Annotated in this window: 19 protein-coding genes; 9 read left to right on the top strand and 10 right to left on the bottom strand. The window is 73.1% G+C overall.

Features of this window, described 5'->3' with window-relative positions; all coding sequences use genetic code 11:
* Positions 1 to 77: 77 nt before the first annotated feature.
* Positions 78 to 1529, bottom strand: coding sequence for an adenylosuccinate lyase (gene purB, locus BCAV_RS20020; RefSeq protein WP_015884454.1), 1452 nt, complete (start codon positions 1527 to 1529; stop codon positions 78 to 80).
* 316 nt (positions 1530 to 1845) lie between these two features.
* On the opposite strand from purB, the gene BCAV_RS20015 reads away from it, so the two are divergent.
* The gene (locus tag BCAV_RS20015; RefSeq protein ID WP_015884453.1) at positions 1846 to 2367 is read left to right on the top strand and encodes a VOC family protein; all 522 of its coding nucleotides are present in this window, start codon (positions 1846 to 1848) and stop codon (positions 2365 to 2367) included.
* Between the two features lie 92 nt (positions 2368 to 2459).
* Here BCAV_RS20015 and BCAV_RS21905 read toward each other — a convergent pair whose 3' ends face one another.
* Together BCAV_RS21905 and BCAV_RS20005 are read right to left on the bottom strand one after the other, a co-directional pair.
* The gene (locus tag BCAV_RS21905; protein WP_015884452.1) at positions 2460 to 2990 is read right to left on the bottom strand and encodes a deaminase; all 531 of its coding nucleotides are present in this window, start codon (positions 2988 to 2990) and stop codon (positions 2460 to 2462) included.
* A gap of 22 nt (positions 2991 to 3012) precedes the next feature.
* A complete protein-coding gene (locus BCAV_RS20005) occupies positions 3013 to 3891 on the bottom strand; it encodes a fructosamine kinase family protein (RefSeq protein WP_015884451.1) in 879 nt (292 codons plus the stop codon).
* Positions 3892 to 4207: 316 nt separating this feature from the next.
* Between BCAV_RS20005 and BCAV_RS20000 the strand changes: the two genes are divergently transcribed.
* Together BCAV_RS20000 and BCAV_RS19995 are read left to right on the top strand one after the other, a co-directional pair.
* Positions 4208 to 4576, top strand: coding sequence for a hypothetical protein (locus BCAV_RS20000; RefSeq protein ID WP_144016837.1), 369 nt, complete (start codon positions 4208 to 4210; stop codon positions 4574 to 4576).
* A gap of 79 nt (positions 4577 to 4655) precedes the next feature.
* Positions 4656 to 6014, top strand: coding sequence for an alpha/beta fold hydrolase (locus tag BCAV_RS19995; RefSeq protein WP_144016836.1), 1359 nt, complete (start codon positions 4656 to 4658; stop codon positions 6012 to 6014).
* Between the two features lie 11 nt (positions 6015 to 6025).
* Here BCAV_RS19995 and BCAV_RS19990 read toward each other — a convergent pair whose 3' ends face one another.
* The gene (locus tag BCAV_RS19990; protein ID WP_015884448.1) at positions 6026 to 6415 is read right to left on the bottom strand and encodes a phage holin family protein; all 390 of its coding nucleotides are present in this window, start codon (positions 6413 to 6415) and stop codon (positions 6026 to 6028) included.
* 106 nt (positions 6416 to 6521) lie between these two features.
* Here BCAV_RS19990 and hisC point away from each other — a divergent pair, with 106 nt between their 5' ends.
* From hisC to BCAV_RS19965, 5 genes are all read left to right on the top strand, one after another.
* Complete coding sequence (gene hisC, locus BCAV_RS19985) at positions 6522 to 7595, top strand: histidinol-phosphate transaminase (protein ID WP_015884447.1); 1074 nt, start codon at positions 6522 to 6524, stop codon at positions 7593 to 7595.
* 30 nt (positions 7596 to 7625) lie between these two features.
* Positions 7626 to 8273, top strand: a complete 648-nt coding sequence (locus tag BCAV_RS19980; RefSeq protein WP_015884446.1) for a VOC family protein — start codon at positions 7626 to 7628, stop codon at positions 8271 to 8273.
* A gap of 348 nt (positions 8274 to 8621) precedes the next feature.
* The gene (gene pdhA / locus BCAV_RS19975; protein WP_015884445.1) at positions 8622 to 9857 is read left to right on the top strand and encodes a pyruvate dehydrogenase (acetyl-transferring) E1 component subunit alpha; all 1236 of its coding nucleotides are present in this window, start codon (positions 8622 to 8624) and stop codon (positions 9855 to 9857) included.
* Positions 9854 to 10927 (top strand): alpha-ketoacid dehydrogenase subunit beta, encoded by a 1074-nt coding sequence (locus BCAV_RS19970; RefSeq protein WP_015884444.1) that lies wholly within the window; start codon positions 9854 to 9856, stop codon positions 10925 to 10927. The genes pdhA and BCAV_RS19970 overlap by 4 nt, the downstream gene beginning before the upstream one ends.
* A gap of 11 nt (positions 10928 to 10938) precedes the next feature.
* A complete protein-coding gene (locus BCAV_RS19965; RefSeq protein ID WP_015884443.1) occupies positions 10939 to 12474 on the top strand; it encodes a dihydrolipoamide acetyltransferase family protein in 1536 nt (511 codons plus the stop codon).
* 97 nt (positions 12475 to 12571) lie between these two features.
* Here BCAV_RS19965 and BCAV_RS19960 read toward each other — a convergent pair whose 3' ends face one another.
* The gene (locus BCAV_RS19960; RefSeq protein ID WP_222836659.1) at positions 12572 to 13270 is read right to left on the bottom strand and encodes an NADPH-dependent F420 reductase; all 699 of its coding nucleotides are present in this window, start codon (positions 13268 to 13270) and stop codon (positions 12572 to 12574) included.
* Positions 13271 to 13324: 54 nt separating this feature from the next.
* On the opposite strand from BCAV_RS19960, the gene BCAV_RS19955 reads away from it, so the two are divergent.
* A complete protein-coding gene (locus BCAV_RS19955) occupies positions 13325 to 13708 on the top strand; it encodes a winged helix-turn-helix transcriptional regulator (RefSeq protein WP_015884441.1) in 384 nt (127 codons plus the stop codon).
* Between the two features lie 73 nt (positions 13709 to 13781).
* Here BCAV_RS19955 and BCAV_RS19950 read toward each other — a convergent pair whose 3' ends face one another.
* From BCAV_RS19950 to BCAV_RS19930, 5 genes are read right to left on the bottom strand one after another with little or no spacing between them, the layout of a single operon-like run.
* The gene (locus BCAV_RS19950; RefSeq protein ID WP_015884440.1) at positions 13782 to 14672 is read right to left on the bottom strand and encodes a hypothetical protein; all 891 of its coding nucleotides are present in this window, start codon (positions 14670 to 14672) and stop codon (positions 13782 to 13784) included.
* Positions 14672 to 15871, bottom strand: a complete 1200-nt coding sequence (locus BCAV_RS19945) for a vWA domain-containing protein (protein ID WP_015884439.1) — start codon at positions 15869 to 15871, stop codon at positions 14672 to 14674. Before BCAV_RS19945 ends, BCAV_RS19950 begins: the two co-directional genes overlap by 1 nt.
* On the bottom strand, positions 15868 to 16899 hold the full coding sequence (locus BCAV_RS19940) for a vWA domain-containing protein (RefSeq protein WP_015884438.1): 1032 nt from the start codon (positions 16897 to 16899) through the stop codon (positions 15868 to 15870). Before BCAV_RS19940 ends, BCAV_RS19945 begins: the two co-directional genes overlap by 4 nt.
* Positions 16893 to 17408 (bottom strand): hypothetical protein, encoded by a 516-nt coding sequence (locus BCAV_RS19935; RefSeq protein ID WP_015884437.1) that lies wholly within the window; start codon positions 17406 to 17408, stop codon positions 16893 to 16895. Before BCAV_RS19935 ends, BCAV_RS19940 begins: the two co-directional genes overlap by 7 nt.
* On the bottom strand, positions 17395 to 18321 hold the full coding sequence (locus tag BCAV_RS19930) for a DUF58 domain-containing protein (RefSeq protein ID WP_015884436.1): 927 nt from the start codon (positions 18319 to 18321) through the stop codon (positions 17395 to 17397). The genes BCAV_RS19935 and BCAV_RS19930 overlap by 14 nt, the downstream gene beginning before the upstream one ends.

Here is an 18321-nt window from a genome sequence, read left to right as displayed (position 1 = left end):
GCCCCGGACTAGAGGGGACGACCCATCCCGCGCCGCGACCGCCAGGCTGACGACGTCGCTCCGCGTGCGCCGTCGCGTCAGTCGTCCAGGTGCTCCACGAGCTGCGCGGCCAGGCCGGTGTACGCCGCGGGCGTGAGCGCGAGCAGGCGCGCGGCGACGTCGTCGGGCAGGCCGAGCCCGGACACGAACTCCCGCATCCGCGCACCGTCGACGCGCTGCCCGCGCGTGAGGTCCTTGAGGCGCTCGTACGGGTCGGCCATCCCGGGCACGCCGGCCACCGACGCCGCACGCATCGCCGACTGCACGGCCTCGCCGAGCACCTCCCAGTTGGCGTCGAGGTCGCGGGCCATCGCGTCGGCGTCGACGTCGAGGCCGGCGAGCCCCCGTGTCACGTTCGACAGGGCCACGAGCGAGTGTCCGAGCGCGACGCCGATCGTGCGCTGCGTCGAGGAGTCGGTGAGGTCGCGCTGGAGCCGCGAGGTGACGAGGGTCGCCGACAGGTTGTCGAGCAGCGCGTTCGCCACCTCGGTGTTCGCCTCGGCGTTCTCGAACCGGATGGGGTTGACCTTGTGCGGCATGGTCGACGACCCCGTGGACCCCTGCGCCGCGAGGCGCTGCCGGAAGTAGCCCATCGAGATGTAGGTCCAGACGTCGGTCGCGACGTTGTGCAGGATGCGGTTGAACCGTGCGACGTCGGCGTATAGCTCGGCCTGCCAGTCGTGCGACTCGATCTGCGTGGTCAGCGGGTTCCACTCGAGGCCGAGCCGCTCCACGAACGTGCGGGCGACGCGCTGCCAGTCCGTGCCGGGGACGGCGACGGCGTGCGCCCCGTAGGTGCCTGTCGCACCGTTGATCTTCCCGAGGTAGGCGTCGCCCTCGATGCGGGTGAGCTGGCGGCGCAGGCGGTGTGCGCTGACCGCGAGCTCCTTGCCGAGCGTGACGGGCGTGGCCGGCTGCCCGTGCGTGTGGGCGAGCATCGGGACGGTGGCGTTCTCGCGCGCGAGGTCGGCGACGGCGCCGGCGAGCCGGTGCGCGGCCGGGAGCCAGACGTCCTGCATCGCCGACCGGATCGTCAGCGCGTAGGAGAGGTTGTTGATGTCCTCGCTCGTGCAGAAGATGTGCACGAGCTCGGACGCCGCCGGCAGGGACGTCTCGCCCAGCACCTCGGGCGCCCGGACGAGGCGCCGCTTGAGGAAGTACTCGACGGCCTTGACGTCGTGCAGCGTCTCGGCCTCGATCTCGGCGAGCTCCGCGATCTCGGCAGGGCCGAATCCGGCGACGACGTCGCGCACGTAGGACTTCTCGGCGTCCGTGAGCGTGGGCGCGCCCGGCACGGCTCCCGTCTCCGTGAGGTGGATGAGCCACTCGACCTCGACGTGCACGCGCGCCCGGTTGAGCGCCGCCTCCGACAGGTGGTCGACGAGCGGGGCGACGGCGGCCCGGTAGCGCCCGTCGAGCGGGCCGAGCGGGATGGGGGGCTCGGCGTCGGCCAGGCGGGTCCAGTGGTGTGCTGCGGGAGTCTCGGCCACGGGGCCATCATCCCAGGCCGCGGCGTCGCCGTGCTGACGGATCCGGCGCCGGGGCCGACGGGCCGTGTGGTTGTCCCTCCCTCGGGTGTGGTCCGTGTGGTTCTTCCTCCCTCAGGCGTGGACCGTGTGGTTGTTCCTCCCTCCGGGCCGTTTCGCGGGAGGTACCGCACGGTGGGGGCCGCCGTCACGTGACCAACGACGCGTTCGCCGTCGAGCACATCCGCGCCGTGGGCGACCAGGATGGAAGTAGAGGACCGTTTCAGGCCTCCACATCGGGCACTGTGGTCGCATGCACTCGATCGAAGGAGAGAAGACGATGAGCAACCACGTCCCCGAGGGGTACACCGCTGTCGCGCCGTGGGTCGTCACCGACGACACCGGAGCGTTCCTCGACTTCGTCGCCGCGGCGTTCGACGGCGAGGAGCTGGCCCGGGTCCCGGTCGAGGACGGCTCCATCGGGCACGGCGAGATCCGGGTGGGTGACACGGTGGTCCTCGCGTTCGACAGGCGCCCGGAGTGGCCGGTGATGCCGTCGCTGCTGCGCGTGTTCGTGCCCGACGCCGACGTCGCCTTCTCCCGCGCGGTGGAGGCCGGCGCGCGGGTCGTCACGGAGCTCGACGACAACGCGTTCGGGCAGCGCGGCGGCCGCGTGCGCGACCCGTTCGGCAACATCTGGTGGGTGACGGCGCACGTGGAGGACCTGTCCGAGGAGGTCATGTGGGCGCGTCTGCAGGAACCGGTCTACGCGGAGGGCATGCGGGTGGCGCAGGAGACGCTCGACGCCGAGCTGAGCGGCCGCGCGACCGGGCGCAGCAGCGCGCCGCTGCGGGACGCGTAGTCGGGGACGTGGGGCCGGGTGAGTCGGGCGGGGCCCGGCGGCCCGGCCGCTCGGCGGCCCCGGCGTGCCGACGCCGCTCGGGGTCGCCGGCGTCACCCGCCGGCCAGCTCCCGTGCCCAGGCGCGCATGCCGGCGGGCCCGGACCCCTCGGCATACCCCGCGAACTGACGGCGGACGGCGTCGCCCTGGAACCCGCCACGGATCTCCCGCGGGCGACGGAAGAACTGTTGCTCGACCGGGGGCCGCCACTGGGCGAGCAGCTCGACGCCGCCGTCGTTCGGTGACGCCAGGCCGTAGAACACCCGCTCGACGCCGAGCGTGATCGCCGCACCGAGGCACATCAGGCAGGGTTCGAGGTTGACCGCGAGCGTCAGCGGACCCGCGGACCGGTCGAATCCCCGGTGCTCGTCAGCGGCGATCATGGCGAGGAGGTCGGCGTGGACGATGCGTCGGCCGAGGCTCTGCTCCTGGGTGAACGCCCGGCCGATCACGTCCTCACCGGCGAAGACGACGGCGCCGATCGGCATCTCGCCGCGCGCGAGACCGTCGTCGGCCACGCGCACGGCCTCGGCGACGGCGGCCTCCGGTTCCACGGCGGGTCCCTCTGTGTTGTCCCAGGGCACCGGGTCATCGTGCCAGCGCTCCTCACGCGTAGGCGCGCGCCGCGTCCACGGCCTGGCGTCCGTACCCGCCGCCGAAGAGTGCGGCGTGCACGAGGAGCGGGTGCAGCTGGTGGAGCGCGACCCGGTGGCGCCAGCCAGGTGCGAGCGCTGAGGCCTCGTCGTAGGCCGCGAGCACCGTGTCGAGATGGGGCAGCCCGAAGAGCGCCAGCATCGCGAGGTCCGTCTCCGCGTGACCGCCGTGCGCAGCCGGGTCGATCAGCACCGCTTCCGGGCCGTCCGAGCCGCCGCTCGCGCCGAGATCCGAGCCTCCCGTCGAGGTACGAGTCCCCGGGTTCGCACCTCGGCGGGACGTTCGTGCCTCGGTGAGGCGCGGTGACCACAGCACGTTGCCGGACCACAGGTCGCCGTGCAGGCGCGCCACCGGCACGTCGAGCGCGGCGACCAGCTCCGGCTGCGCGTGGTCGAGGGACCCGGCGGCGAGACGGCCGGCACAGGACTCGACGACGCGCGCGCCGGCGTCGTCGATCGTGCCGTGCTCGACGGCGCTGCGGAGGTAGGGCAGGACGCGGTACGTCGCGTAGAACCCACCCCACGTGGGTGGCGGCGCGGCCGGCGTGGGCAGGCTCGCGGCGCCCAGAGTGCCGTCGCCGGTCGTGCCGGGCGGCGGGGCGCCCCAGGACGGCGCGCCCGCGGCGTGGGTCCGGGCGAGGGCGCGGCCGAACGCCTCGGCTGCGCCGGGGGTCGCCTGGGCCTGGGGGAGCCGTTCGAGGTCGAGTCGACCGTCCCGCACGTCCCGGACGCGGGCCACTCTCACCCCGTCGGGCGCCGCCGCGAGCCAGCGCAGGCCGGCCGCCTCGCGGCGGAGCGCGTCCGGCGGCCCGTGCTTGCTCCACGTCTGCACCCGGCTAGTGTGCCGCGGCGGGGTGGGTGCCGAGTCAGACCCGAGCGGCTGAGTCAGACCCTCCGGGAGGTCTGACTCGGCCGCTCAGGTCTGACTCGAGGCGAGGACTCCTGGCCCGCGACGGCGGGGGCGCCCGGCCCGCGACGGCGGGGGCGCCCGGCCCGCGACGGGCGGGGTCGCCTGGCCCGCGACGCCCCGGGGTCGCCTCGCCGCGACGGCGGCCACGGGTTGTCCCCAGCGCGCGTCCGGGACGCACGCGACGGCGTCGTCCACACCTCCCGGGCGAAGCGTCCCGCCGTCGACCTACCGTCCCGGCATGCCGAATCCTCCGATGTGCCCCGCCGACGGGCCGATCTTCGTCCGCGACACGCTGAGGCCCGAGCAGTGGTGGTCGGGCCGCCGGTTCGACCCGTCCACGCCGTTCGGGTACGCCGACGCCGCCACGCTGTTCGCGACGGCCAACGCCGTCGGCACCGCGCACTCCGAGCTCGCCGCGCTCGAGCCGGACGCGTGGGCGGGCGCCGGCGCGAACGCGTTCCGCTCTGCCCGCGACAGCACCGCCGCCCGCCTGGCAGCCGTCCCTTCCCTCGTCGACGCGGCCGCGCAGGCGCTACGTCGGCACGAGGAGGCACTCGAGCTCGCCCGTCAAGGTCTGCTCGGAGTCACGCCAGGCGGTGCCTCGTGACCCGGGGTGGGCTCGTGACCCGGGGTCGGCCCGTGGCTGGGCCCGCGACTCGCGGTCGTCCGACGCCGCGGGGTCGTGCATGAGCCCCGGTGGGATGCAGCACGACGGCGGAGGCCCGAGCCGCTACTCGTTCGACGGCGTCCTCACGGTCAGCGGCGGCGAGGGCGGCGCGGTCGTCGACGCCCAGGAGATCCGCGCGCTCGCGGCGCGTCTCGGCTGGACGATCGACACGCTCTTCGCCGGCGCCTCGAACCTGAACGCCGCGGCGTCGATCGTCCGCGGCGGCGCGCACCTGTCGCCGGCGACGGCGGGCATCGCGACGGGTGCGATCGCCACCGCCCTGGGTGAGCTGCGCGACGTCCTCGCCGAGTGCTCCGACCTGCGCGACGCGCTCGAGCTCGCCGCCCTCGCGTACGAGGAGGCGGAGGACGGCGCGCGGCCGGTCCTGCAGATCCCGTGGCTCCGGGTGGCATTTCCCGGTGCGCCGTTCGGTCCCGTCCTGTCGAGCTGGATGTCGGACGTCACCTCGCACGGGCTGCTTCCGTCCGCGCGCACGTCGGGCATGGTCATGCAGCTCCTCGGGCTGCCGTCGCTCGGGCGTGCCGCTCAGGTCGTCACCTCGCTGCCAGGCGGCCAGGCACTCATCGATGCTCTCGACCCGCGCGGGGACGACATCCGGGTCACCGCCGAGCGGGACGCGCCCGACGCCGCACCGCGCACGGGTGCGCTCGGGCTCGCGCAGGGCATCGGGCAGACGTTCGACGACCGCGAGGAGGGCGCCTCGGCGGTCGAGGTGCAGCGGGTGGAGCGAGCCGATGGCGACGTCAGCTGGGTGGTGTCCATCCCCGGGACGCGCGAACCGCTGGGCTTCGGCGGCAGCGATGCGCAGGACATGCAGACGAACATCCGGGCGTACGTGGACATGCGCACCCCCATGGAGACGCTCGTCGTCTCGGCACTCGCGCGAGCGGACGCCCAGCTCGGCCAGCCCGTCCTGCTGGCCGGCCACAGCCAGGGCGGCATGACGGCGATACGCCTGGCGAACGACCCGGGGGTGCGCCGGCGATTCACGATCTCGAACGTGGTGACGTTCGGATCGCCGGTCTCCTTCATGCCCGTGCCGCGAGACGTGCAGGTGCTCCAGGTCGAGCACGCGGAGGACGCCGTCTCCGGTCTCGACTCAGCGACTCCCTCGGAGTCCGCGAACCGGACGCTCGTGGTCCGACACCTCGACGGTTCGAGCGCGGCCGTCGACCAGCCGACGGGCATCGGCGGCCCGGACGTGCACGGCATCACCTCGACCTACGCCGAGACGGCGCGCTACGTCGACGCCTCGGGCGACGAGTCCATCACCGCCTGGCGCGAGCACGCGCGGACCATCTGGGCGCAGCCGGGAGACGCCGTCACGACCACCGTCTACGAGGGTGAGCGGCCGTGAGCGGCATCGGCTCAGCCCCGGTTGGACTTCCCCGACGGGAGGATGAGCGACAGGATCCCGCTGATGATCGAGATGACGAGGCCGCCCCAGAACGCGGGCCAGAACCCGTCGACGGTCAGACCCCACTGGGTGTAGCCCGTGATCCACCCCGTGAGCATCAGGAGCAGCGCGTTGACGATGAGTCCGAACAACCCGAGCGTGAGGATGTAGAGCGGGAACGTCAGCACCTTGACGATCGGCTTGACGATCGCGTTGACGAGCGCGAAGACCAGGCCGACCACGAGGACGATGACGACCTGGTTGATCGGCTCGTCGGCCTGAGTGAGCTCGATGCCGTTGATCCAGAGGGCGGTCAGCCACACGGCGATCGAGCTGACGATGACTCGGACGAGGAATCCCACGCCTCGATCCTCGCACGAGCGCGCCCATCACGTCTCCGGGTGGCGCAGGGTCCCGGCTGGGGTGGCGAGGGTCCCCGGTGCGGGCACGGTGCGGCATGCTGTGGCCATGCCGAGCCAGGATCGCGTCGCACTGCGCGAGGCCATCACGTCCCTGCCCGCCTACGTCCCGGGCGCGCGAGGCGGGGTGGGCCGGTTCAGCTACAAGCTGTCGTCCAACGAGAACCCGTTCCCGCCGCTGCCGGGTGTGCTCGCCGCCGTCGCCGACGCCGCGGCCGACCTCAACCGGTACCCGGACATGTACGCGGGAGAGCTCGTCGAGGCGATCGCGGCGCTGCACGGCGTGAAGCCGGGCCGTGTGGTGGTGGGCAACGGTTCCGTCGCCGTGCTCGAGTTCGTGCTCGACGCCGTGTGCGAGACCGGCGACGAGGTCGTCTACCCGTGGCGCTCGTTCGAGGCGTACCCGATCGTCGTGTCGGTCGCCGGCGCCAGCGGGGTGCCCGTGCCGCTGCTCCCGGACGGTCGGCACGACCTCGACGCCATGCTCGCGGCCGTCACCGACCGCACCCGCGCCGTGCTCCTGTGCTCGCCGAACAACCCGACCGGACCCGCGCTGGCGGGCGACGACATCCGCTCGTTCCTCGCCGCCGTCCCCTCGCACGTCCTCGTCCTGCTCGACGAGGCGTACACCGAGTTCGTCCGCGATCCCCGCGCGATCGACGGCGTGCCGCTCGTCGACGACGCCCCGAACGTCGTCGTCCTGCGCACCTTCTCGAAGGCGTACGGCCTCGCGGGCCTGCGCGTCGGGTACGCCGTCGCTCGGACCCGGCTGGCGGACGGCTTCCGGGCGGCGTCGACGCCGTTCGGCGTCAACGCACTGGCGCAGGTCGCCGCGCTCGAGTCGCTGCGCGAACGTCCGGCGCTCCTCGCCCGCGTGGACGAGCTCGTCGCCGAGCGGGATCGCGTGACCAGCGCTCTCGCCGCACACGGCTGGGACCTGCCGGACGCCCAGGGGAACTTCGTGTGGTTCGGGCTCGGGGAGCGCACGAGCGCGTTCGCCAAGGCGTGCGTCGAGGAGGGCGTCATCGTGCGACCGTTCGGCGCCGAGGGTGCGCGTGTGACGATCGGCGAGCGCGAGGCCAACGACGTCGTCATCGACGTGGCGCGCCGGTTCCTCTCCTGACCACCATCGAACGTCATCGCGGAGGATGACATGAGCGAGCAGGGCTGGCGGGACTTCCTGGGCGCGGAGGGCACGGACGACTGGGTGGTGCTGCACGGCGGTGCCACGGCCGTCTTCACCGTCCACTCGCTCGCCGACGCGGCGCGGCTCGCCGAGGCGGTCGCGAGCGTCGCCGGCCTCGACGGATCGGGGGCGGTGCTCACCCTTGCCGACGCCCGGCTCACCGTCCGGCTCAGCCGCGACCTCTGGTTCCTCGAACCGCGGCACGTCGCCCTCGCCCAGGCGATCTCGGAGGTCGCGCGTGCCCACGGTGCGCTCCCCGACCGCGGAGCCGTCCAGGAGGTCCAGCTCGCCGTCGCCGCCAAACCGGACGAGGTGGACGTCGGATTCTGGCGGGCCGTGCTCGGGTACGCGGAGATGTCCGACGACAACGCCGTCGACCCTCTCGGGCACTCCTCGACGGTCTGGATGCAGGAGCTCGACGAGGCGAAGCCGTTGCGGCACGCGATGCACGGCGACGTGTCCGTGGCTCGCGAGCACGCCGAGGCGCGCCTGGCCGCGGCGCTCGCGGCCGGGGGACGCATCGTCGACGACTCCGGCGCGCCCGCGAGCTGGATCCTCTCGGACCGCGCCGGCAACCGCGTCTGCATCGCGGCCTGGCCCGACGGCGCGCGCTGACGCGCCGCCCACGCACCGCCGCCCGCTCTGACGTACACCGCCACGGGCGGCAGGTGTACGTAGCCACGCCAGGCAGTCGGACGCCGTCGGCGGGGCTGTCCCGACCACGCCGACGGCGGACGCCCCCCGTGATCTCGCGGATCTCCCGACGATCCGCGCAGACCCCTCGACGGCCCGGTCGGGACCGGGTGAAGGTGGTCTCGACGATCCGACCCACCGAACGTCGTCCAGGTTGTAGCGCCGCTACCTACGGTCGCGTAACCTACCCAAGCGTAGGTTCCGCCCGGTGCCCACAAGGCCGAAGCCGGGCGGAACCGACGAACTCCATCCCCGTCCCGAGGAGAGCGCGTGACCGGCACCGGCCTCCCGATCGCCAGCACCAGCCCCCAGCACCGACCGCACCCCACGCAGGCGCCCGCCGAACCGACCGACCAGGCCCACGCCGTCGTCGGCGACGACGAGGCTCGCGACACCGACGAGACGGTCCGCCTGCTCGACGCCGAGGGTCGACGGGTCGAGAACGCCGCGTACGCCGAGCGGATCGCGCACCTCACCGACGAGGACCTGCGCGGCATGTACCGCGACATGGTGCTCGTGCGGGCGTTCGACAGCGAGGCCACGTCCCTGCAGCGTCAGGGCGAGCTCGGCCTCTGGCCGCCGAGCCTCGGGCAGGAGGGCGCGCAGATCGGCTCCGGCCGCGCACTGGCCGCCCAGGACTACGTCTTCCCGTCCTACCGCGAGCACGGAGTCGCGCACACCAAGGGCGTGGACCTGCGCCGGATCCTCCGTCTGTACCGCGGCATCGACCACGGCGGCTGGGATCCGGCCGAGCACAACTACCACCTCGCCACGCTCGTGATCGGTGCCCACGCCCTGCACGCCGCCGGATACGCGATGGGGATCCAGCGCGACGGCGACGTCGGCACCGGCGACGCCGGCCGTGACCGCGCCGTCGTCGCCTACTTCGGCGACGGCGCCACCGCGCAGGGCGACGTCAACGAGGCGCTCGTGTTCGCCGCGACGGCGAACGCGCCGGTCGTCTTCTTCTGCCAGAACAACCAGTGGGCGATCTCGGCACCGTCCTCGGTCCAGACGCGCGTGCCGCTCGTGCAGCGCGGTGGCGGGTTCGGCATCCCGAGCGTGCGCGTCGACGGCAACGACGTCCTCGCCTCGTACGCCGTCACCGCCGAGGCGCTCGAACGTGCCCACAGCGGAGGTGGGCCGACGTTCATCGAGGCCGTGACGTACCGGATGGGCGCGCACACGACCTCGGACGACCCGACCCGCTACCGCGAGCAGGCCGAGGAGGAGCGCTGGCGCGGGCGCGACCCGATCTCGCGCCTCCGGGCGCTGCTGGAGGCCGAGGGCCGGGCGGACGAGGCCTTCTTCGCCGAGGTCGACGCCGAGGCCGAGGCGTACGCCGCCGACGTGCGCGCCTACTGCCGGGCGCTGGAGAAGCCCGCGGCGCCCACGATGTTCGAGCACGTCTACACCGCCGACCACCCCCTCGTGGCGGAGGAGCGTGCCTGGTACCAGCAGTACGCCGAGAGCTTCGAGCAGGCCGGCGTGGAGGTGGCCCGATGACGACGACCGCTGAGACGAACGGGACGACGGCGCCGCTCGCCGCGGGCGCGGCACGGCACGCGGGCGCGGCGACGCTCGAGCGGCTGCCGATGGCGCGCGCGATCAACGCCGGGCTGCGGCGGGCGATGGAGCGCGACGACCGTGTGCTGCTCATGGGCGAGGACATCGGCCGCCTCGGGGGCGTGTTCCGGGTGACGGACGGCCTGCAGCGGGACTTCGGCGAGCAGCGCGTCATCGACACGCCGCTCGCCGAGTCCGGCATCGTCGGCACGGCGATCGGGCTCGCCCTCGCCGGGTACCGCCCGGTCTGCGAGATCCAGTTCGACGGGTTCGTGTTCCCGGCGTACGACCAGATCACGACGCAGCTCGCGAAGCTCACGTACCGCTCCGGCGGCAGCCTGCAGATGCCCGTCGTCATCCGCATCCCGTACGGCGGCCACATCGGCGCCGTCGAGCACCACAGCGAGTCGCCGGAAGCACTGTTCGCGCACACCGCGGGCCTGAGGATCGTCTCGCCCGCGACCGCCGGCGACGCGTACACGATGATCCAGCAGGCCATCGCGTCACCGGACCCGGTGATCTTCCTCGAGCCCAAGTCGCGGTACTGGGACAAGGCCGAGGTCGACACGTCGGCTGACGTCGACCTGTCGACGTCGGGCCTCGACGCGCTCCACCGGGCACGCGTGGCCCGCCCCGGCACGGACGTGACGATCGCGGCGTACGGCCCGTCGGTGCACGTGGCGCTGACGGCGGCCGAGGTCGCCGCCGACGAGGGGCACAGCGTCGAGGTCCTCGACCTGCGCTCGGTCTCGCCGATCGACTTCGCGGCCATCACGGCCTCGGTCGAGCGGACCGGGCGCCTCGTCGTCGTCCACGAGGCCCCGACCTTCTTCGGCTCCGGCGCCGAGATCGCCGCCCGCATCTCGGAGCGCTGCTTCTACGCGCTCCAGGCGCCGGTGCTGCGCGTCGGCGGCTTCCACACGCCGTATCCCGTGTCCGCCGTCGAGGCCGAGTACCTGCCGTCGCTCGACCGGGTGCTCGACGCCGTCGACCGCAGCCTCGCGTTCTGAAGGGTTCCCCCGTGCCGAAGTTCCAGCAGTTCGCCCTTCCCGACGTCGGCGAGGGCCTCACGGAGGCCGACATCGTCACCTGGCACGTCGCCGTCGGGGACACGGTCTCCGTCAACCAGACGATCGTCGAGATCGAGACGGCGAAGTCCCTCGTCGAGCTGCCGTGCCCGTGGGACGGCGTCGTGACGCGGCTGCTCGTCGAGCCCGGGCAGACGGTCGACGTCGGCACTCCCATCGTCGTCGTGGACGTGGACCCCGCCGGCCCCGCGGACGCCGCGGATCCCGCGCCGGCCGACGCCTCGGCGGCTGCGCCTGCGGCATCGGCGGCATCCGAGGGGTCCGAGGCGTCGTCGGAGGGGAGCGGCGACGTGCTCGTCGGGTACGGCACACGCCCGGCCGCCTCCGCGCGGCGTCCGCGCACGACGGGCGGTGCGGCGTCGGGAGGGACGACGGCGACCGCGGCATCGGGACGGACGACGGCGACCGCGGCGTCGGGTGCGGCGTCCGGCGGCCCGGCGGCCGGCTCGGACGCGCGGCCGACGCCCGGCCTGCGTGCCGTCCCCGCCGTGGGCGGCGCACCGACCCGACCCCCAGCCGTGGTGACGCCTCCTGCGTCCGCCGCGACGCCGTCGTCATCCACGCATCTGGTGCTCGCGAAGCCGCCGGTCCGCAAGCTCGCGAAGGACCTCGGCATCGACCTGACGACCGTGACGCCGTCCGGACCGGGCGGCATCGTCACGCGCGGCGACGTGCTGGCGCGGTCGCAGGGCAACGAGCCGCGTCAGCTCGCGACCTACCCCGGCGACGACAAGCCGTGGCTCGCGGACGGCTCCGTGTCCGACGACGGCCGCCAGACCCGCGTCCCGGTGCGGTCAGTACGGCGCCGGACGGCGGAGGCGATGGTCGCCTCCGCGTTCACCGCGCCGCACGTGACGGTGTTCCGGACCGTCGACGTGAGCCGCACGATGGAGCTCGTCGCCCAGCTGCGCTCGGACCGCGAGTTCGAGGACGTGCGGGTCACACCGCTGCTCATCACGGCGAAGGCGCTGATCCTCGCGATCCGGCGGCACCCGGAGATCAGCGCGTCCTGGGACGACGAGACCCAGGAGATCGTCTACAAGCACTACATCAACCTCGGGATCGCGGCGGCGACGCGGCGCGGGCTGGTCGTGCCCAACATCAAGGACGCCCACCGGCTGACGCTCCACGAGCTCGCCGGCGAGATCGCGGCGCTCACCCAGACCGCCCGCGAGGGGAAGACCACGCCGGTCGGGATGAGCGACGGCACGGCGACCATCACGAACATCGGCGTGTTCGGGATCGACGCCGGGACGCCGATCCTCAACCCGGGCGAGTCCGCGATCCTCGCGCTGGGCGCCATCGAGCAGCGGCCCTGGGTGCACGACGGCGAGCTCGCCGTGCGCTGGGTGACGCAGCTCGCGCTGTCGTTCGACCACCGGCTCGTCGACGGCGAGCTCGGCTCGCGGGTGCTGGCCGACGTCGCCCGTGTGCTCGAGGACCCGGCGCGCGGCCTCGTCTGGGGCTGACGCCCGCGGAGCGGCGGACGCCGTCGCGCGACGGGCGGCTTCACATGGTTCCCCGACGACACTCTGTAGCGCCGGATGGCCGGATTCGGTGCCAGGGTCACCGGTCCGCGGGTCCAGTGCCAAGAAGGGCCGGGTCGACGTCCGGGACTGCGAAGCGGGGGTTCGCGCCTGCGGCGACAACCCGCATCACGAAGCCGGCGGCCTCCTCGGCCTGCCGAGCAGCGGCCAGCCCACCGAGCACCGCGGTTCGCGCGCCGAGGTCCGCGATCAGCGAGGCAGTCTGGCTGAGCGCTTCGCCGTCGTCGCCGCAGATGGCGACGACGGGTGACGTTCCAGCCTCGCCGACGAAGGGCCACGATGCACCGGCGAACAGATGCAGGGCCTTGACCACGTGGGCGCCGGCCGCGACGCCGGCGACGAGCTCGGCCGCCGAGTCGGTCTCCGGAAGCACGCGCCCGGTCGCGAAGTCGACGGGGTTGGTGCAGTCGATGACTGTCTTCCCTGCCAGCGTCCCATCGGGCCCACCGACGAGCCTCAACGCGTGCTCCAGCCCGTCCCAGGCGATCGCAACCACGACAACATCCGCCTGCTCGGCGAACCGGTCTGGCTCCACCGGCATCGCGGTCGCGCCCACCTGCTCCGCGGCAGCCTTCACGCGGTCAGCGTTTCGACCAGTGAGGATGATCGAGTGAGCGGCACGCGCCCACGCCTGGCCCAGCGTGACCGCGAGGTTCCCCGTTCCCAGAATTCCGATCTTCACGGTGTTCTCCTTCGCCTCGTGAGGTGTCACGAACACGCTAGGAAGCCGATCCCTACCACGTGGTAGGGACGAGATCCCTAGGGTGGGCTGGTGAACAAGGACGGCTGTGAGGTCTTCGTCTCGGACTGCCACGTCCGAGCCGCGGTCGAGCTCATCAACCACACCTGGGACCCGGTCGTCGTCTCCGCTCTGCGCATGGGACCGACCCGACGCAGCGTTCTCCTGGGTCGCATCTCGGGCGCGAGCGACAAGGTGCTGACCGAGTCCCTCCGACGTCTGACCTCGCACGGCCTGGTGACCAGGGCTTCGAGCGAATCGCGACGAGACACGGCCCTCTACGAACTCACCGCGTTGGGAGCGTCATTCGCCAGCGGCCCCTTGGCCCATCTCGCCGAGTGGGCAGCCGAGCATCAGGTCGAACTCTCGTCCCGGCAGCCTCCCGCTGGCGGAGGACGGACGTCGGAGCCTGCCTAGGCAGACGCCCTCGCCGAGTCCGTGATCGGCCCTTCCTCTCGCGGAGGGTCAGACGTCCTCTCGCGACCGGGGGCTACCAGCCCTGGCCGCCGCCCGAGCCGCCGCCCTGCTGCTGCTCCTCCTCCTGGCGCTGCTGCTCCGCCTCGCGGTTGCGCTCCTCGAGCTCCTCCTGCTGCGGGTCGCCCGGTGACGGGGACGGCGACGGCGACTCCGACTCCCCGCCGCTCTCACCCTCGGAGGGGTCCGACGACGGGTCCTGCGACGGGTCTGATGAGGGGTCCTGTGACGGGTCCGACGACGGATCGGACGACGGGTCGGAGGAGGGGTCCTGCGAGGGGTTCTCCGACGGGTCGCCCTCCCCGCCCTCCTGCTCCTCCTGCTGCTGTTGCTGCTCCTCCTGCTTCTCCTCCTGGCGCTCGGACGCGTCCTGCGCGTCGGAGTTGGAGCACGAGGCGAGCGTGTCGCGGGCCTGCTGGTAGTACGTCTGCGACATCGCGGGGTCGCTCGCTGCGGCGGCCTCGTCGCCGAGACCCTCGTACGAGAGCGACAGGTTGGTCCGCACGTCGCACTCGGCCGGCGTCGGCTCCTCGGCGTTCGTCGGCACGAGCTCGAGTGCCTCCTCGAGCTCCTGCGACGCCGCGAAGAACGCCCCGCTCGCGTACAGCGCCGTGCCCTCGTTGTAGAACGCCCGGAACGGCTCCACGACGTTCAGCCACTGCTGCGAGGAAAACCGCGACGCGGCCGTCGAGTACGACCCCTGCTCGTGCGCCTGCATCCCCGCCCACGTGATGACCACGCCCGAGAGGAGCTTGAGGGCGGCGAGGAACGCGAGCAGCACGAACGGCGCGGACCAGAGCAGCATCCGACGACGGCGCTCCGCGAGCTTGCGCGCGAGCCGTGCATCGCGGATCTGTTGCGTGGTCTGGTACGTGCCCGGGGTGGGCAGGTCCTGCAACGTGGGCATCAGCCGTTCCCCCCTCGTCCGGCGCCGATCGGTTGCTGTGCCGAGCCACCCGCCGGGTCGAGCGGTGCGGTCGCGCCGGGCAGCGGCGGCAGGGCCGGAGCCCCGTTCGCCCCGGCGCCGGTCCGCGACTGCGCCGCCGCACGTTCCCGTGACCTGGCGCGCGCGCGAGCACGGCGACCGTCGTCGTCGCCGCGGGTCGCCGCAGGCACGGAGCGGCCGATGGACCACGCCTCCCACGCGAGCAGCAGCGCGACGACGAGCGCCGCCGGCCAGTACACGTCCGTGTACGTGGTGACCTCGCGCCGTCCGTCGCTCGCGATGTCCTGCACGTCGATGCCCGACACGAGGGAGTCGACGGAGCTGGGCTCGATGCGGTGCGAGTACTCCACGCCGAGCTGCTCGGCGATCGTGCGGAGCGTCGTCTCGTCGATGCGGGAGATCGCGTCAGGCGAACCCGACTGGGTGGGGTCGGTGATGAAGGGGGCGTCGGTGCCCGCGCCCGTCGCGTCGGTGCCGTCGTACATGCGCATCCGGCCACCCTCGGACGTGCCGTAGCCGAGCACCGCACCGCCGTCGACCAGCGGCGCGAGCTCCTCGTACGACGCCATCTCGCCCGCCGCGGAGTCGTCGCCGTTCGTGTTCTCGCCGTCGGACAGGAAGAAGACGAGCCGGACGTTGCCCGGGTTGCGCTCGGCGGCGCCCTCCAGGGCGTCGCGCAGCGCCTCGAGCGGTCGGTCGACGGCGGTGCCGGCGGAGTACGCGGACACCTCCTGGCGCAGCGTGTCGGCCCACGAGCGCACCGCCCGCGCGTCGGTCGTCAGCGGCAGCTGGCGCGTGGCCTGGGAGTCCCACCCGATGATCGAGTAGCGCGCCCCGGCCATCGCCTCGGTGAGGGCCACGAGGTCGTTCCGGACGCCGTCGAGCCGCGGCGCCCCGCCGTTCCAGTCCTCGGCGGCCATGGAGCCGGTGCGGTCGACGACGAAGAACAGCTCCGCGTTCGACTGCAGGGTCTGCCCCTGCCGGTCCGGGACGGCCGGGCAGAGCCCGATGACGACGACGCCGGCCACGATGCCCGCGCGGCGGAACCAGTCGCGACGGCGTCCGCCGGTGTGGCGCACCGCCTGCCAGATCGTCAGGGCGAGCAGCGGGCCGAACACGATCACGATGACCCAGAGGGGCCAGAGCATCCGGAGGGTCATGAGCGGAGCCTCCAGACGAGCAGCACGAAGGCGGCCGAGGAGACCGCGAGCACGGCGAACATGGCCTCCGGTCTGTCGGAGATCACGACCTCCGGCGTCGCGTCGAGGTCGACCGCCTGCTGGTTGGAGATGCTGTCGATGATGCCGTCGACGGCGGCGGGGTCGTCGCTCGTGAAGAACAGGCCGCCGTTCGCGGCGACCACGTCCTGGTACTCCTTCTCCTGGGCCGCACTCGTCGACGTCACGGCGCCGGCGTAGATCCCGAAGATCGTGATCCCGCGCTCGGTCACGAAGTCGCCCGCCTCGGGCAGCGTGTAGACCGGTTCGCCGAACACCTCGTTGTCGGTGGCGAGGATGATCGAGCGGGACCGGTCGGTCTCCGACTCGTCGAACAGCAGGCCGCAGCTCGCGAGACCGTCGCCGACCAGCGACGACGACTCGCCGTCGCCGCCCTCGGTGCCCGCGATGAACGCGAGCAGCCGGTCGAGGGCCTCCTGGTCGTAGGACCAGTCGTCGAGCGAGTCGACGTCGAAGTCGAGCGCGGCGCGGGCCGTCTCGAGCTCCTCCCGGACGAGCGTGTAGTCGTCGGTGAGCGGGAAGACCGTGCGGGACGTCGAGTTCCAGATCGACAGCGCGATGCGCTCCCCCTCGAAGGAGTCGAGCAGCTGCAGGTACGTGTCGATGATCTGCGTGTCGTACTCGACCATCGAGCCCGAGACGTCGAGGCAGAGCACGATGTCGCGCGTGGCGAGCTCGTCGTTGCGGACCTGACGGTCGATGGGGCGCGCGAGGGCGGCCCCGGCGGCGACGGTGCCCACGAGCAGCACGGCGCCGACGACGGCGAGCCCGATCCGGTAGAGCGACAGGCGGCTCCGGTACGAGGCGAGCTGCGTGAGGTAGCCCGCGTTCGCCACCCACCGCACCGAGTCCTGCGAGCGGGGTCCGCGGCGCGTGAGGTAGCCGACGACGCCGGCCACCACGATGACGCCGATCGTCGCCCAGATCGCCCAGGGGTGCATGGTCACCATGTGCGGATCACCTCCCGGGCCTGCTCGGTGGCGGTGAGGGCCTGGGCGTCCGACGACGTCGCGAACGCCGGCTCCTGGTAGTCCTCCAGCAGCGCGACGAGGGAGTCGCTGTGCTCGAGCCGGCCGAGCTCGGTCACGGTGAGCGAGCTGGCGTCGACGCCGACCCGCTCCGACGCGAACTGCCGCATGATGTGGTTGTAGTCCAGGTGGAGGCCGCGCAGGTCGGAGGTCCCGCCCTGGTACCGCTCGTACGCCTCCTCGACCTCGGCGAGGTACTCGGCCCGGAGGGCCTCGTACGGGTCGTGCCCGCGCCGGCCCTCTTCGCCGTCGGCGGGCCGCGGGCGTGTGGACCGGAACACGAACACGTACCAGGCGGCGATGAGCGCGAGCAGGACCAGCCCGATCGTCCACACCCACCAGGAGTACTGGCTCGGCGGGACCGGGTCCGCGGGGATCGCGAGGAGGGGGGCCGTCAGGCCGCGCTCCGCGCCGAGGTCAGCGCCCGGCACGCTTCTGCCTCCTGAGCAGGCGGATGAGCGAGTTGACGAGGTCCTCCTCGGTGCGCACGGTGACGGCCTGCACGCCGTGACGGCGCAGCATCGCGGCGACGTCGGCCCGGCGTCGCTCGGCGAGGTCGCGCGCCTCGGCCGCGAGGTCCTTGCGGGCACGCAGGAACTCGGGCACGTCGAGGGGCACGTCGACGTCGTCGACCGCCTCGTCCCCGAAGTCCGTGGGGAGCGCATCGGCGATCTGGATGATCATCACCTCGTGGCGCGTGCGCAGCCGCTTGAGGGCGAGCTCGTTCTCGAGACCGGGCCGGGCCTCGTCGGTGATGACGACGACGAGGCTGCGTCGGGAGAACCAGGTGAGCACACGGTCGAGCACGTGCCCGATGTTCGACGGCGGGGCGGCGAGCTCGAGCATCGCGTCGATGCGGCGCAGCAACATCTCCATGTGCTCGGTGCCGCCGCGGGCGGGGATCTGGACGATGCGCTCGTCGTCGCCCGCGACCAGTGCGAGCAGGTCGCCGCGGCCCCGCGCGAGGTACGCGATGACGTCGGCGGCGAACCTGACGACGTCGGCCTTCGTGCCGCCGCCCGGCGCGAGGGCCGCCATGTTCCGGCCGGTGTCGACCGCGAGCACCATCGCGAGGTTCGACTCCCGCTGGAAGCGCCGGATCACGGGGATGCCGTTGCTGGCGGACGCCTTCCAGTCGATGTCGCCGACGTCGTCGCCGGGCACGTACAGCGCCATCTCGTCGAAGTCCTGGCCGTGGCCGGAGTAGATCGAGCGGTGCCGTCCCTCGAGGAGGCCCGCCGCCTTGCGGACGGTGGGCAGGTCGAGGCGCGCCCGGACCTGAGCCAGGCGGGAGTGCGCGGTGGAGGACCGCGCCGAGCCTCCGGATGGGGGGACGGCTGCCAT

It is taken from the genome of Beutenbergia cavernae DSM 12333, from assembly GCF_000023105.1.
GTDB lineage: Bacteria > Actinomycetota > Actinomycetes > Actinomycetales > Beutenbergiaceae > Beutenbergia > Beutenbergia cavernae.
This window is presented reverse-complemented; position numbering and strand designations above follow the sequence as displayed.

Excerpts from the sequence above, each read along its gene's own strand:
- BCAV_RS20015 (WP_015884453.1), top strand. The coding sequence starts at position 1,846 with ATGAGCAACCACGTCCCCGAGGGGTACACCGCTGTCGCGCCGTGGGTC.
- BCAV_RS20000 (WP_144016837.1), top strand. The coding sequence starts at position 4,208 with ATGCCGAATCCTCCGATGTGCCCCGCCGACGGGCCGATCTTCGTCCGC.
- BCAV_RS19995 (WP_144016836.1), top strand. The coding sequence starts at position 4,656 with ATGAGCCCCGGTGGGATGCAGCACGACGGCGGAGGCCCGAGCCGCTAC.
- hisC (WP_015884447.1), top strand. The coding sequence starts at position 6,522 with ATGCCGAGCCAGGATCGCGTCGCACTGCGCGAGGCCATCACGTCCCTG.
- BCAV_RS19980 (WP_015884446.1), top strand. The coding sequence starts at position 7,626 with ATGAGCGAGCAGGGCTGGCGGGACTTCCTGGGCGCGGAGGGCACGGAC.
- BCAV_RS19970 (WP_015884444.1), top strand. The coding sequence starts at position 9,854 with ATGACGACGACCGCTGAGACGAACGGGACGACGGCGCCGCTCGCCGCG.
- BCAV_RS19950 (WP_015884440.1), bottom strand. The coding sequence starts at position 14,672 with ATGCCCACGTTGCAGGACCTGCCCACCCCGGGCACGTACCAGACCACG.
- BCAV_RS19945 (WP_015884439.1), bottom strand. The coding sequence starts at position 15,871 with ATGACCCTCCGGATGCTCTGGCCCCTCTGGGTCATCGTGATCGTGTTC.
- BCAV_RS19940 (WP_015884438.1), bottom strand. The coding sequence starts at position 16,899 with ATGGTGACCATGCACCCCTGGGCGATCTGGGCGACGATCGGCGTCATC.
- BCAV_RS19930 (WP_015884436.1), bottom strand. The coding sequence starts at position 18,321 with ATGGCAGCCGTCCCCCCATCCGGAGGCTCGGCGCGGTCCTCCACCGCG.